Source organism: Catenulispora acidiphila DSM 44928, assembly GCF_000024025.1.
In the GTDB taxonomy this organism is placed as follows: domain Bacteria; phylum Actinomycetota; class Actinomycetes; order Streptomycetales; family Catenulisporaceae; genus Catenulispora; species Catenulispora acidiphila.
Genome location: NC_013131.1, coordinates 2,308,496 through 2,321,783, shown reverse-complemented (window position 1 = coordinate 2,321,783; position 13,288 = coordinate 2,308,496). Strand labels below are relative to the sequence as shown.

Annotated in this window: 13 protein-coding genes and 1 riboswitch; of the genes, 10 read left to right on the top strand and 3 right to left on the bottom strand. The window is 70.6% G+C overall.

Annotated elements, in window-relative coordinates; translation table 11 throughout:
* The first annotated feature begins 180 nt into the window (after positions 1-180).
* Complete coding sequence (locus tag CACI_RS10215; protein ID WP_012786263.1) at positions 181-1,002, top strand: hypothetical protein; 822 nt, start codon at positions 181-183, stop codon at positions 1,000-1,002.
* Between the two features lie 19 nt (positions 1,003-1,021).
* Here the strand turns inward: CACI_RS10215 and CACI_RS45370 are convergent, their stop codons facing one another.
* The 3 genes from CACI_RS45370 to CACI_RS10195 all read right to left on the bottom strand — a co-directional run bounded on the left by CACI_RS45370 (position 1,022) and on the right by CACI_RS10195 (position 4,002).
* Positions 1,022-2,602 carry a glycoside hydrolase domain-containing protein gene (locus tag CACI_RS45370; RefSeq protein ID WP_190276738.1) on the bottom strand — a complete coding sequence of 527 codons (1,581 nt, stop codon included), beginning with the start codon at positions 2,600-2,602 and terminating at the stop codon, positions 1,022-1,024.
* A 147-nt stretch (positions 2,603-2,749) separates the two neighbouring features.
* Positions 2,750-3,373: an SGNH/GDSL hydrolase family protein gene (locus tag CACI_RS10200; RefSeq protein ID WP_012786261.1), complete on the bottom strand. Its 624-nt coding sequence runs from the start codon at positions 3,371-3,373 to the stop codon at positions 2,750-2,752.
* 62 nt (positions 3,374-3,435) lie between these two features.
* Positions 3,436-4,002: a TetR/AcrR family transcriptional regulator gene (locus CACI_RS10195; protein ID WP_012786260.1), complete on the bottom strand. Its 567-nt coding sequence runs from the start codon at positions 4,000-4,002 to the stop codon at positions 3,436-3,438.
* A gap of 107 nt (positions 4,003-4,109) precedes the next feature.
* Between CACI_RS10195 and CACI_RS10190 the strand changes: the two genes are divergently transcribed.
* The 9 genes from CACI_RS10190 (at position 4,110) to CACI_RS10150 (ending at position 13,151) form a co-directional block, all read left to right on the top strand.
* Entirely contained in the window at positions 4,110-4,934 is an 825-nt protein-coding gene (locus tag CACI_RS10190; RefSeq protein WP_012786259.1) for an SDR family oxidoreductase, read from the top strand.
* 95 nt (positions 4,935-5,029) lie between these two features.
* Positions 5,030-6,004, top strand: a complete 975-nt coding sequence (locus CACI_RS10185) for a quinone oxidoreductase family protein (RefSeq protein ID WP_012786258.1) — start codon at positions 5,030-5,032, stop codon at positions 6,002-6,004.
* A gap of 4 nt (positions 6,005-6,008) precedes the next feature.
* Complete coding sequence (locus CACI_RS10180) at positions 6,009-6,680, top strand: ScbR family autoregulator-binding transcription factor (RefSeq protein ID WP_012786257.1); 672 nt, start codon at positions 6,009-6,011, stop codon at positions 6,678-6,680.
* Between the two features lie 59 nt (positions 6,681-6,739).
* Positions 6,740-7,132: a PPOX class F420-dependent oxidoreductase gene (locus CACI_RS10175; RefSeq protein WP_012786256.1), complete on the top strand. Its 393-nt coding sequence runs from the start codon at positions 6,740-6,742 to the stop codon at positions 7,130-7,132.
* A gap of 49 nt (positions 7,133-7,181) precedes the next feature.
* Positions 7,182-7,430, top strand: a riboswitch (cobalamin riboswitch).
* 133 nt (positions 7,431-7,563) lie between these two features.
* Positions 7,564-10,089 carry a ribonucleoside-diphosphate reductase subunit alpha gene (locus tag CACI_RS10170; RefSeq protein WP_012786255.1) on the top strand — a complete coding sequence of 842 codons (2,526 nt, stop codon included), beginning with the start codon at positions 7,564-7,566 and terminating at the stop codon, positions 10,087-10,089.
* A 14-nt stretch (positions 10,090-10,103) separates the two neighbouring features.
* Positions 10,104-11,099, top strand: a complete 996-nt coding sequence (locus tag CACI_RS10165) for a ribonucleotide-diphosphate reductase subunit beta (RefSeq protein WP_012786254.1) — start codon at positions 10,104-10,106, stop codon at positions 11,097-11,099.
* 47 nt (positions 11,100-11,146) lie between these two features.
* Positions 11,147-11,872, top strand: coding sequence for a helical backbone metal receptor (locus CACI_RS10160; RefSeq protein ID WP_012786253.1), 726 nt, complete (start codon positions 11,147-11,149; stop codon positions 11,870-11,872).
* 71 nt (positions 11,873-11,943) lie between these two features.
* On the top strand, positions 11,944-12,549 hold the full coding sequence (locus CACI_RS10155; protein WP_012786252.1) for a ClpP family protease: 606 nt from the start codon (positions 11,944-11,946) through the stop codon (positions 12,547-12,549).
* Positions 12,546-13,151: a ClpP family protease gene (locus CACI_RS10150; RefSeq protein ID WP_012786251.1), complete on the top strand. Its 606-nt coding sequence runs from the start codon at positions 12,546-12,548 to the stop codon at positions 13,149-13,151. The genes CACI_RS10155 and CACI_RS10150 overlap by 4 nt, the downstream gene beginning before the upstream one ends.
* The last annotated feature ends 137 nt before the right edge of the window (positions 13,152-13,288 follow it).

Sequence of the window (13,288 nt, the reverse complement as noted above, 5' to 3'; positions counted from 1 at the left end):
TTGGCTCAGTAGACGTCGATTCTCCGGATCTCCAGACCATACGCACCGGGGCGACCCGAAGACCGCACCGTACTTCCCCCGGCGTACTCGCGGTGTCTCTCCCCACCGGATGGCAGCGTCGCCGCCGATCCCGAGGATGAAGGGTGCCCAGCCGCCCACCGCATCCCGCCGGGAGCCACCGTGACCGCCGCGACATCCGCATCCGCCGCCCCGCCTCATCCAGCGCCGCCGGCGTGGTGGGTGGCGGTCCGCGAGATCTGGACGCACGGCCGGCGCATCGAACGAGTCTGCTACGTCCTCGGCCTGGTGCTCATCACCTCCGGCGCCTTCCACTTCACCGTGTTCTTCATCCGCGGCGGACCGTGGGAAGGACCCGTCTCCTGGCGCAAGCCGACGACCTTCGGCCTGTCCTTCGGCCTCACGCTCATCGCCGTCGCCTGGGTCGCCTCCTCCCTCAAGCTCTCGGAGCGCACCCGGGCTCTGGCGCTCGGCATCTTCGCCGCCGACTGCTTCGTCGAGGTCGGCGGCATCACCCTCCAGGCGTGGCGCCACGTCCCGTCCCACATCGACATGCAGGGGTCCTTCAACACCGGCGTGTCGATGACCCTGGCCGTCGGCGGCGGCATCCTGGTCCTCGTGCTGGGCCGGCTCGCCTTCGCGGCGTTCCGCGGCGATCCGGACCAGGCGCCGTCGATGCGCCTGGCCCTGCGCGCCGGCTTCCTCACCCTGATGATCGGCCTGCTCTCCGGCGCCGCGATGATCGCCCGCGGTACGTCCGAGGCCAACACCGGACACCAGCAACAGGCCTACCAGGACCTCGGTTTCCTCAAGCTGGTCCACGGGATCAGCCTGCACGGCGTGCTGGTCCTGCCCACGCTCGCCTGGGCCCTGACCCTGACGTCCTGGCCGGAGCCGAAGCGGACGCGGACGGTCGCGCTGGCCGCCTCCGCCTACGGGATCGCCATCGCCGCGGCGCTGGTCTTCGACCTCGCGACGATGTGACCAAGACGCGTCGGCGAAATCAAGGCTTTACCATTCCAGCCCCAACGAACCCGTTCCACTCGGACCACGCGCCGTTCGCCACCGCCTCGGACCGGTTCCAGATCGACCCGTCGGCCAGCACGGCGAAGACCGCCATCCGACCGTCGGCATGCCGCGTCACCGAAGCAGCGGTGACCGGACCGGCGGGACCGAAGCCGTCGCCCCACCTCGACCACTCGGCGCCGTTCGCCACCGCCTCGAACCGGTTCCGGACGCCGCCGCCCGGCGTGACCGCGAAAACCTCGACCCGGCCGTCCTGATGCGCCCCGGCCGCCACGGTGCCGGGAGCGCCGTACCCGTTCGCGCCGCCGGTTGGGCCGTAGACGCCCCAAGCGGACCACGCGCCGTTCGCCGCTGTCTCGACACGGTTGCGCATCGAGCCGTCGCTCATCACCGCGAACACCTCCAGGCGTCCGTCGGCGTGGCGGGCAGCACTCACGGTTTCCGTGACGCCGCCTTGCGGTCCGACCTCGTTCCACCCGGACCACGCGCCGTTCGGCGTCGTCTCGGACTTATTCGAGATCCCACCGGTCGGCGTCGCCGCGAACAGCTCCAGCCGACCGTCGGCATGTGCCACAACCGTCAACGCTTTCGCAGTCTTCGACGATGCGAACACGCCCCAATCCGACCACGCTCCGCCCGCCGAGTCCTGAAAGCGGTTCTGCACCGAGCCGTCGCTCATCACCGCGAAGACCTCCAGCCGACCGTCGGCGTGCCGTCCGACCGCCACCGAACTCGTGCGCGCCGCGAACCCGAAGCCTTTAGCCGGACTGAAATCACTCCACCCCGACCACACGCCGTTCGGCGCCGTCTCGGCGGCATTCGTGATCCCGCCGCTCGGCGTCACCGCGAACAGCTCGATCCGTCCATCGCTGTGCACACCGCCGGCGATCCGCCCGCCGCTCCCCTGCGGCTCCATGAACGCCCCGGCGCCCCACTGCCCGAAGTCCGCCGTCAGCGCCTGGTCGCCGTCCACGTCGGCGCCGTCGAACGTGAACGGCGTCCGGTTCTGCCACAGCTGGATGCCGGGATACGGCGTGCGGTTGCGGCCGTTGGAGTACGCCGTCGAGCACGACTGCCAAGCCCACTGGATCCGTCCCGAGGCCAGCAACCAGCCGAGCGCGTCATAGCTGCTGTAGGCGCCGGTGCGGGCGACGCCGATGACCGAGGCGACGCCGTCGAAGTACGCGTTGACCGCGTCCATGTCGGCGGCTTGGACATCCCAGTCGATACTGAAGTAGATCGGCCGATCCGCCGGTGACCCGCACGCCGCCGCCTGCTTGTCCGCCTCGGTGGCGTCCGCGACGCCCCGCGCGAAGCCCTGGCGCGGACCGTCGGCGGTCGCCTCCCAGTTGCAGACCACTGCGATTCCCGCCGAGGTCAGCGCCCGCGCCTCGTCGGCGGTGAGGTTCTTCTCCGGGCTGTAGCTGAGGTAGCGGACCACGAACGCGTAGCCGGCGGCAGCCATCGCGCCCACCGACGGATGCGGCGCCGAGGCGTAGTCCAAGCCGTTCGCGACCGGCGCCGCCGTCGTCGCCGAGGCCGGACGGACCCCGGTCACACCCACCACCGCGGCGGCGCAGGCGGAAGTCAGCAGCCGACGCCGCGAAACACGGGGATCATCAAGGATCGAACTCGTCACAGGGACCATTTGATCCCGATAACGATCAAAGAATAATGATTTAGGCCCGCGCCGCCAGATTCATCATCAGATCTCCAACACCTTCATGAACGCGTCGGCGATCAGCGCGTGACCCGCCAGGTTCGGGTGGATCCGGTCGTTCGCCCAGTACTGCGACCCCGTGTTCGCCAGCGCCGCGTCGAACACCCGCTGTGTCGGGATGTGCACCGCGTCGAACTCCTCGGCCAGCCCCGCCACCGCGGTCGCGAACGTGTCGCTGGCGGCGCGCTGCGGCTCGGTGCGGTCCGGCTCGATGATGTACGGATCGGCCAGGATCAGGCGGCAGCCGGTCTCCTCGACCGCGCGGCGCAGCAGCGTGCGCAGGGTGTCGACGTACTCCTCCAGCGGAACGGCGAGGTCCGGGTTCCCGTCGAAGGCGCGCCAGACGTCGTTGATCCCGATCATCACCGACAGCCAGTCCGGACGCGGCGCGAGCGCGTCGCTCTCCCAACGTTCGGCCAGGTGGCGGGTCGTGTTGCCGCTGGTGCCGTGGTTGGTCCAGGTCAGCCGGGCCTCGGGGTGCCGGGCGGTAGTGAACGCCCGCAGCAGGCTGACGTACCCGCGGCCGTACGGGGCGTCCTCATCGCGGCGTCCACAGTCGGTGATGCTGTCGCCGATGAGAAGGATGTGCTGGCCGTCCTTGAAGAACACGGGTCTTGCCCTCCGGTGCGCGTGCGGATGGAAACATCCGATCATCTCCCGGAGAAACCCGATCAGGCGAGCGTGTCGATCCACCCTTCGAGACGCCGGCCCTGCGCCGTCATCACCTCCGGATCCCGCAGCGCGTTGGCCAGCACCGACATGCCCTGATACGCCGCGACGAGGTCGACGGCCAGATCCCGCGCATCGGCCCGCCCGAGCTGCCGGAACTGCTCCTCGGCCCAGTCGAGCAGGGCGCGCAGCACGCCCGCGGCGGTCTGGTCCAAGCCGTCCTCGCGCTTGTCGAGTTCGGTCGCCAGCGTCCCGAAGGGGCAGCCATAGCGAGCCGCGACCTCGCGCTGGTCGACCCAGCCGGCGATCAGCGTCTTGAGACGCACGGCCGGATCGGGCAGCGCGTCGAGCTGGTCGGTGAGCTCGGCCAGCCGCGAGCGGTGCGCGCCGAGCGCGGCCTCGACCAGCTGATCTTTGGTCTTGAAGTAGTAGTAGACGTTGCCCAGCGGGACGTCCGCGGCCTGCGCGATGTCGTTGAGCGTGGTGCGCTCCACGCCCTGCTGGTGGAACACCTCGGCGGCGGCGGACGCCAGCCGTTCGCGCTTGCCACCGCGCTTTGAGTCAGTCACCTAACTGAGGATAGACAACCGGCGCCGCGATCCGCTAGCGTTTAACTCAGTTAGCCAACTAACTCACACTGCGAAACGCAGTCTGAGCTGCTGAAACGAGGAAGACCATGATCGTTGTGACAGGCGCCACCGGGAACGTCGGCCGGACCCTGGTGCGGACGCTGGCCGCCGCCGGACACGCCGTGACCGCCGTGTCGCGGCACATCCAGGACGCCGACGTCCCGGCCGGCGTCCGCGCGGTCGCCGCCGACCTCGGCACGCCGGCCGGCCTGGACGCCGCGTTGCAGGGTGCGAAGGCGCTGTTCCTGCTGGTCGCGGGTGACGACCCGACCGGCGTGCTGGCCACGGCGAAGGCCGCCGGAGTGACCAGGGTCGTCCTGGTCTCCTCGCAGGGCGTCGGCACTCGCCCCGGCGGCGCCTACGCCCACGTCGCCGGCTTCGAGCAAGCCGTCGCCGCCTCCGGGCTGGATTACACGATCCTGCGCTCGGGCGGACTGGACTCCAACGCCTTCGCCTGGGTCGAGCCGATCCGCGCGCAGCGCCTCGCCCCGGCGCCGTTCGCCGAGGTCGGGCTGCCGTTCGTGGACCCGGACGACGTCGCCGCGGTGGCCGCCGCGGTGCTCACCGAGGACGGCCACGCCAGCGCGACGTACGTGCTCACCGGTCCGGCGCCGACCACGCCTCGCGAGCGTGCGGCAGCCATCGCGGAGGCGATCGGTGCGCCGGTGACGTTCGTGGAGATGACGCGGGAGGAAGCGCAGGCGCAGATGGCGCAGTTCGTGCCGCCGGAGGTGCTCGAGGGGACGCTGGCGATCCTCGGCGAGCCGACGGCCGAGGAGCAGACGGTGAGCCCTGACGTCGAGCGGATCCTGGGCCGTCCGGCGGCGCCGTTCAGCGCGTGGGCCACACGGAACGCCCCTGCTTTCCGCTGAGCTCACCGGTCGCCGCCACGACGCGGTCGACAAGAAACCGGCCAGCCGGTATTTTTTCTCGGGACAGCATCAGCGTCCTTGGAGGGGAACCAGCTATGAAGGCCATCCAGTTCAGCGGGCCCGGCGGTCCGGAGACCATCGCAGAGGTCGACATCGCGGCGCCGATCCCGGCCGCCGGGCAGCTCGCGATCGCCGTCCGCTTCGCCGGGCTGAACTTCGTCGACGTCCTGGCGCGGCGCGGCGCGCCCGGGTACGCGAGCAGCTGGCCGTTCGTGCCGGGCATGGAGGTCGGCGGCGAGGTCGTCGCGCTCGGGGAGGGCGTGAGCGGGTTCGCCGTCGGGGACACCGTCGTGGCGTTCACGGTGGACGGCGGCGGGCTGGCTGAGACCGTGGTCGCCGAGGCCGGGCTCGCCGCGCGCGTTCCCGACGGTCTCGCGCTGGACGCCGCCACCACCGTGCCGCTCACCTGGGCCACCGCGGTCGGTCTGACGCGCGCCGCGCACGTCGCCGCCGGAGACCGGATCCTGGTCACCGGCGCGGGCGGCGGGGTCGGCGACGCGCTGGCCGCGGTCCTGGCGCTGCGGCAGCCGAAGGTGCTGGTCGGCGGGACGAGTACGAGGTCTGCCGCGTCCCTGGCCGCCGCCTACCGCCCGGCGATCCGCGACGCCGAGTTCGCCGCCAACGCGCGCGAGGCCGCCGACGACGCCGCGTTCGACGTGGTCCTGGAGTCCATCGGCGGCGACGTGTCCGCCGCGATGCCGGCCCTGCTCGCCCCCGGCGGCCGGCTGGTCAGCTACGGCGCCGCCGCCGGGCAGCCCGACCCCGCCGCCCCGACCCTGGCCGAGCTGCGCCGCAACAACTGGACGACCGCCGGCTTCAGCATCATCAACCGCGCCCGCGGCGACGCCGGCGCGATCGGCGACCTCATCGCCGGCGTCTTCGCCCTCACCGCCGAAGGCCTCGCGCTCCCGGCGCCGCGCGTCATCGGCTGGGGCGAGGCCGTCGAGGCGCACATCGCCCAGGCCGAGAACCGCAGCCCGGGCAAGACCGTCGTCGCCGTCCAGGACTGAGCCCGTGACACCGCCGCCGGCCGACCCCCGCACCCCGGGCGAACCGACCCAGGAGCGCGCCCGCCGCACCCGCCGCGCGATCGCGCTGGCTGCCGCCGAGTGCTTCGCAGAGGTCGGCTACGCGGTGGCCACCACCAGCGAGATCGCCGCGCGCGCCGGCGTCACCAAGGGCGCCCTCGCCTTCCACTTCCCGGCCAAAGCCGCCATCGCCGCGGCCATCGTCGAGGAGTGCTACGAAGAGTGGCCCTCCCTGATCCAGGAGGCAACCGGCCGCCACGCGCGAGTCGTGGACCTCCTCGGCGACGTCTTCGCCCGCGTCGCAGCCCAGATCCGCGAGGACCCCATCGTGCGCGCGACCGTCCGCCTCCAAGCCGAACGCTCCCAGGTCGCCGAACCGATGCGCATGCCCTACGTGGACTGGATCGCCACCTCGACCACGCTGTTCCGAACCGCCGCCGACCACGGCGAACTGCGCCCCGGCCTCGACCCCGCCGCCCTGGCCCGCGCCGCCATCGCGGGCTTCGTCGGCGTGCAGCACATGTCGGGGGTGCTGAACGCGCACGCCGACGTGATCGAGCGCGTCACCGAGTGGTGGGCGGTCATGGCGGCGGGGATCGCCGCCGACGGTGCAGAGGGCGCAGACGCCGCCGATGGCACCGACGATCACGAGTCGTGATCGCAGCCAGTCTGACTTTCGTCTTGTCCACAGTCCCTTCACTCCCATGGAGTAGAGCCATGTCTTCTGTCATCCCCGCATCACACCTCGACCTCGTCGAGCGGCCCGTCTTCTGCCACCTCGCGACCATCCGCGCCGACGGCACCCCGCATGTGAACCCGATGTGGTTCCTGTGGGACGGCGAGTTCCTGTGCTTCACCACCTCGACCAAGCGCGCGAAGTACAAGGAGCTCAGCGAGCGCCCGAGCGCCGCGGTCTCCATCAACGACCCCGACGCGCCGTACCGGTATCTGGAGCTGCGCGGGACCGTCGAGCGCATCGAGCCGGACCCGGAGGGCGAGTTCTTCGCCGTCCTGGCCGACCGCTACTCGCGGCCGATGGACGGTCCGGTGGGCGACGCGCCGACCCGCGTGCGGATCTACCTGCGGCCCGCGCATGCCACCTTCCAGTAGTGCCCTGACATACAGCATGTTGATTGGGAATTCGGAGCCGCCACAAGATATGGTGTCCGACGCAGCTGGTTCGGCTGCCGCCTCTCGCAGGGCGGCGGCCGAGGCAAGAGGGAACCCGGTGGGAATCCGGGACTGCCCCGCAGCGGTGAGTGGGAACGACCGCCGTCGTGCACACTGGGCCGACACGGCGCCTTCGGGCGCCGGCCTGGGAAGTGACGGCCAGTAGGTTCGCGGTGCCCTGACACGGCTCCGCCGAGCGCCCACGAGTCCGAAGACCTGCCAGCCGTGCCGTGCCCGGACGTGGGGTACGGCTGGTCCGATGCCGCGTGGGACGGCTGACGGCGGAGCGCGTCGCGGATTCCGCACGCCTCCGGTGTCTGCTCGCTCGCCACCCGGTCCGGACCGGACCTACGACTGGCGAGGAGAAGGTTGTGACGGTCACCCAGGTCGGCAGCGCGAGGCTCGAGCTGCCGGAGCCGGCGTCGGAGCCGGACACGGCGCCGGGAGCAGGCGCGGCAGGAGCAGGGGCGGCAGGAGCAGGGGCAGCAACGCAGGCAGCGGGGCGCGCGGGGGCGCAGACGCTGCCGGCCGAGCAGGCTACACAGGCCGAGCAGGCCGCACAGGCCGAGCAGGCCGCACAGCCCGAGCAGTCCGTAGCGTCCAAGCACCCCGAGCAGTCCGCGGAGCAGGCACTGGCGCGCGAAATCGCCGCCTGCTCCGCGGACCTGCCCGACATCGACGTGAACCGGGTCGTCCGCAAGACCTTCGCCGGTCTGCCGCCGGGCGCCGGTGCGGACCAGGTCGCCGACCTCGCCGTCCAGAGCGCCGCCGAGCTGATCGGCGAGGAGCCGCAGTACTCGAAGCTCGCCGCCCGCCTGCTCTCCGGGGTCATCGCGCGCGAGGCGGCGGGTCAGGGCGCGACCTCCTTCAGCGCGTCCGTCGCCGTCGGGCATCGGGAGGGCCTGATCGGCGACGTGACCGAGGCGCTGATCACCGGCGCCGCCGCGCGGTTCGACGCGGCGATCGACCCCGCCGGCGACCTGCGCTTCGAGTACTTCGGCCTGCGCACCGTCTACGACCGCTACCTGCTGCGCCACCCGGTGACCCGCCGCGTGATCGAGACGCCCCAGCACTTCCTGTTGCGCGTGGCCGCCGGGCTGTCGCAGGACCCGCAGGAGGCCGTCGGCTTCTACCGCCTGATGTCCTCCCTGGCCTACCTGCCCAGCTCCCCCACGCTGTTCAACTCCGGCACCCGCCACACCCAGATGTCGTCCTGCTACCTGGTGGACTCCCCGCTCGACGAGCTGGACTCCATCTACGACCGCTACCACCAGGTCGCGCGCCTGTCGAAGTTCGCCGGCGGCATCGGCATCGGCTTCTCCCGCGTCCGCTCGCGCGGCGCCCTGATCCGCAGCACCAACGGCCGCTCCAACGGCATCGTCCCGTTCCTGCGCACACTGGACTCCTCGGTCGCGGCGGTCAACCAGGGCGGGCGGCGCAAGGGCGCGGCGTGCGTGTACCTGGAGCCGTGGCACCCGGACATCGAGGAGTTCCTCCAGCTGCGGGACAACACCGGCGAGGACGCGCGCCGCACGCACAACCTGAACCTGGCCAACTGGATCCCCGACGAGTTCATGCGGCGCGTCGAGGCCGACGGCGTGTGGTCGCTGATGGACCCCGACCAGGTCCCGGAGCTGCCGGACCTGTGGGGCGCGGAGTTCGACGCGGCGTACCGCAAGGCCGAGGCCGAGGGCCGCTACTCGCGCCAAGTCTCGGCGCGCGAGCTGTACGGCAAGATGATGCGCACGCTGGCGCAGACCGGCAACGGCTGGATGACGTTCAAGGACGCCTCCAACCAACTCTGCAACCAGACCGGCGTTCCCGGTAACACAGTGCACCTGTCGAATCTGTGCACTGAGATCATCGAGGTCTCCTCCGACACCGAGACCGCGGTGTGCAACCTCGGCTCGATCAACCTGGCCGCGCACCTGACGCCGGCCCGCGACGCGGTCGACTGGGACCGCCTGCGCGCCACGGTCCGCACCGCCGTGGTCTTCCTGGACCGCGTCATCGACATCAACTACTACCCGAGCGAGCAGACCGCGGCGTCGAACCCGCGCTGGCGTCCGGTCGGGCTGGGCCTGATGGGGCTCCAGGACGTGTTCTTCGCGCTGCGGCTGCCCTTCGACGACGAGCGCGCGCGGGAGCTGTCGACGCGCATCTCCGAGGAGATCTACCTGACGGCGCTGGAGACCTCCGCCGGTCTGGCCGAGGAGTTCGGCGCGCACCCGGCGTTCGCCGACACCCGCGCGGCGAAGGGCGACCTGCAACCGGACCTGTGGAACGTCGCGACCTCGCCGGAGCTGGCCACGCGCTGGAACGCGGTGCGCGGACGCGTCGCCGCCACGGGACTGCGCAACTCACTGCTCGTGGCGATCGCCCCGACCGCGACCATCGCCTCCATCGCCGGCTGCTACGAGTGCATCGAGCCGCAGGTGTCGAACCTGTTCAAGCGCGAGACGCTGTCCGGGGAGTTCCTGCAGATCAACAGCGCTCTGGTCGGCGAGCTGAAGGCGCTGGGCCTGTGGACCCCGGCGGTGCGCGAGGCGATCAAGCGCGCCGAGGGCTCGGTACAGGGCGTCGAGGCGCTCCCGGCGGAGGTCAGGGCCCTGTATCGCACGGCCTGGGAGCTGCCGCAGCGCGCGCTGATCGACCTGGCCGCCGCGCGCGGACCGTTCATCGACCAGTCGCAGTCACTGAACCTGTTCCTGGCCGCGCCGACGATCGGGAAGCTGTCGTCGATGTACATGTACGCGTGGAAGGCCGGGCTGAAGTCGACGTACTACCTGCGCTCGCGCCCGGCGACGCGGATCCAGCAGGCGACGGTGGCGGTCGCGGCGGAGGAGGCGGTGGCCTGCTCTCTGGAGAACCCCGAGTCCTGCGAAGCCTGCCAGTAAAGGAAATCTGTCTCATGTTGCTCGACCCGGGTCTCGACCTGACCCTGCGCCCGATGCGCTACCCGCACTTCTTCGACCGCTACCGCGACGCGATCAAGAACACCTGGACCGTGGAGGAGGTGGACCTGCACAGCGACCTCACGGACCTCGACCGCCTCTCGGCCGCCGAGCGCCACCTCGTCTCGCGCCTGGTCGCCTTCTTCGCCACCGGCGACACGATCGTCGCGAACAACCTCGTGCTGAACCTGTACCAGCACGTCAACAGCCCCGAGGGCCGGCTGTACCTGTCGCGGCAGCTGTTCGAGGAGGCCGTGCACGTCCAGTTCTACCTGAACCTGCTCGACACCTACGTCCCCGACGAGGACGAGCGCACCGAGGCGTTCGCCGCCGTGGAGAACATCCCCTCGATCCGGCGCAAGGCAGAGTTCTGTTTCCGCTGGATCGACTCGCTGGGCAACCTCCAGCGGCTGGAGTCCCGCGAGGACCGCCGGGCGTTCCTGCTGAACCTGATCTGCTTCGCGGCGTGCATCGAGGGACTGTTCTTCTACGGCGCCTTCGCCTACGTCTACTTCCTGCGCTCGCGCGGTCTGCTGCACGGACTGGCGTCCGGGACCAACTGGGTCTTCCGCGACGAGTCGATGCACATGGCCTTCGCCTTCGACGTCGTCGACACGGTGCGCGCCGAGGAGCCGGACCTGTTCGACGAGAAGATGGCTCAGCAGGTACGCGAGATGCTCGCCGAGGCCGTGGAGTGCGAGACGCAGTTCGCCGGGGACCTGCTCGGCGGCGGAGTGTCGGGGCTGCCGGTCGCGGACATGCGCGCCTATCTCGAGCACGTCGCCGACCGGCGGCTGGAGCAGCTCGGGCTGGAGCCGATGTACGGGACGGCGAACCCGCTGGGGTTCATGGAGCTGCAGGACGTACAGGAGCTGTCGAACTTCTTCGAGCGGCGGGTCTCGGCCTACCAGGTCGCGGTCGGCGGTAGCGTCTCGTTCGACGACGAGTTCTGATCTACGAATTCTGATTTCTGAGTTCTGATTCCCGAAGGGCTATGCCGATGCGCGTGATCTCCTTGGTGCCATCGCTCACCGAGGCGATCGCGGCGACCGCACCGGACCTGCTCGTCGGCGTGACGGCGTGGTGCTCGCACCCGGCGGACCTGGACGTCGAACGGATCGGCGGGACGAAGAACCCTGACGTCCATCGGATCGTCGCGCTGGCGCCGGATCTGGTCGTGGCCAACGAGGAGGAGAACCGCCGGGACGACCTCGACGCGCTCCGCGAGGCCGGGATCTCGGTGCTGGTCACCACCATCCGCACGCTCGACGAGGCCTTCAGCGAGCTGGACCGGATGCTAACGGCCGGCTGCGGGCTCGACCGGCCCGCGTGGTTGGACCAGGCGGAGGCCGCCTGGTCCTTCCCGGCTCCGGCTATCGAGGAGGCGGTCCCGGCGATCATCCCCATTTGGCGGCGGCCATGGATGGTGCTCGGGCGCGACACGTTCGCCGGCGACGTACTGGCGCGGCTCGGCGTGCGCAATATCTACGCCGACCACGCCGAGCGCTATCCGAAGATCCCGCTTCCCGAACTCCTTGCCGCTAGCGCCGAGCTAGTCGTTCTCCCCGACGAGCCCTATGCCTTCGACGCATCCGACGGCCCGGACGCGTTCCCCGATCTGCCTTCCGCGCTGCTCTCCGGCCGTCACCTCACCTGGTACGGGCCCTCACTCGTCGAGGCGCCGGACGTGCTGCGCCGTCAGCTGGACGCCGCTGCTCACAGCTGATCAGCTCTGGGCTGATCCGCCCACAGCAGCGCGGCGTTCGCAGCCGTCGTCCGCCGGGGCACGGTGGAGGCATGGCAGACGAAGAAAAGGCGCCCCAGTTCAGCTGGCGCACTCGTGAGCAATTGTTCAGCCGCCGCATCGTGGTGATGGACGGCGTACTCGACGACGACAACGGCACGCTGCTGGCGACGCAGCTGCTGTCCCTGGCCACCGAGGACCCGGAAGCCGGGATCTCGCTGTGGATCCACTCCCCCGGCGGCTCGGTGCCGGCGATGCTGGCGATCCGCGACGTGATGCGGCTGGTGCCGTGCGAGGTCTCGACGCTCGCGCTCGGGCTGGCGTGCAGCGCGGGCCAGTTCCTGTTGTCGGCCGGCGCGCACGGCCGCCGCTTCGCCCTCCCGCATTCCAGGATCCTGATGCACCAGGGCTCGGCGGGCATCGGCGGCAGCGCGGTGGACGTCGAGGTGCAGGCCGACGACCTGCGGCACATGGTGAACACCGTCCTGGGCCTGATCGCCGCCGACACCGGCCAGCCCTACGACCGCGTCTTCGAGGACTCGCTGCACGACCGCTGGTTCACCGCGCGGCAGGCGAAGGACTACGGCTTCATCGACCACATCGTGGACTCGTTCGCCCAGGTCGTGCCCGAACGCAAGCGGATGGGGATCTCGGCATGAACACGGCGGCCACCATGAACTACACCATTCCCTATGTGACGACCCAGCGCCCCGGCGGCGAACGCGTCACCGACATCTACTCGCACCTGCTCACCGAGCGCATCATCTACCTGGGCACGGCGATCGACGCCGGCGTCGCCAACGCCCTCATCGCCCAACTCCTCCACCTGGAATCCGACGGCCCGGACCGCGAGATCAGCCTCTACGTGAACTGCGAAGGCGGCGACCTCACCTCGATGCTCGCCATCTACGACACCATGCAGCACATCAAGGCACCGATCCGCACCACCTGCGTCGGCCAGGCGATCGCCGTCGGCGCCGTCCTCCTGGCAGCCGGCACACCGGGCCTGCGCTCCGTCCTCCCCCACGCCCGCGTGGTCCTGCACCAACCAGCAGCCCGCGGCCAAGGCGCCATCCCCGACCTGATCATCCAAGCCGACGAACTAGTCCGCATGCGCAGCGAACTGGAGGCGATCCTGACCCAGCACACCGGCCAAACCGCCGAGCGCCTCCGCCACGACACCGACCGCGACCGCGTGTTCACCGCCGCGGCGGCGGTCGAGTACGGCCTCGCGGACCAGGTGCTGGGTCCGCGGGAGTAGGGCGGGATTCACGCGGCGACGCGGACGCTCTCATGCCGCTGCTGCATCACTGCGAGCAAGTCTTCTGTCGTGGTCGGCAGCGTGTCGCAGGCGGCGCCGAGCTATGCGCACGAGGAACACCACTGTGACCACCCGAG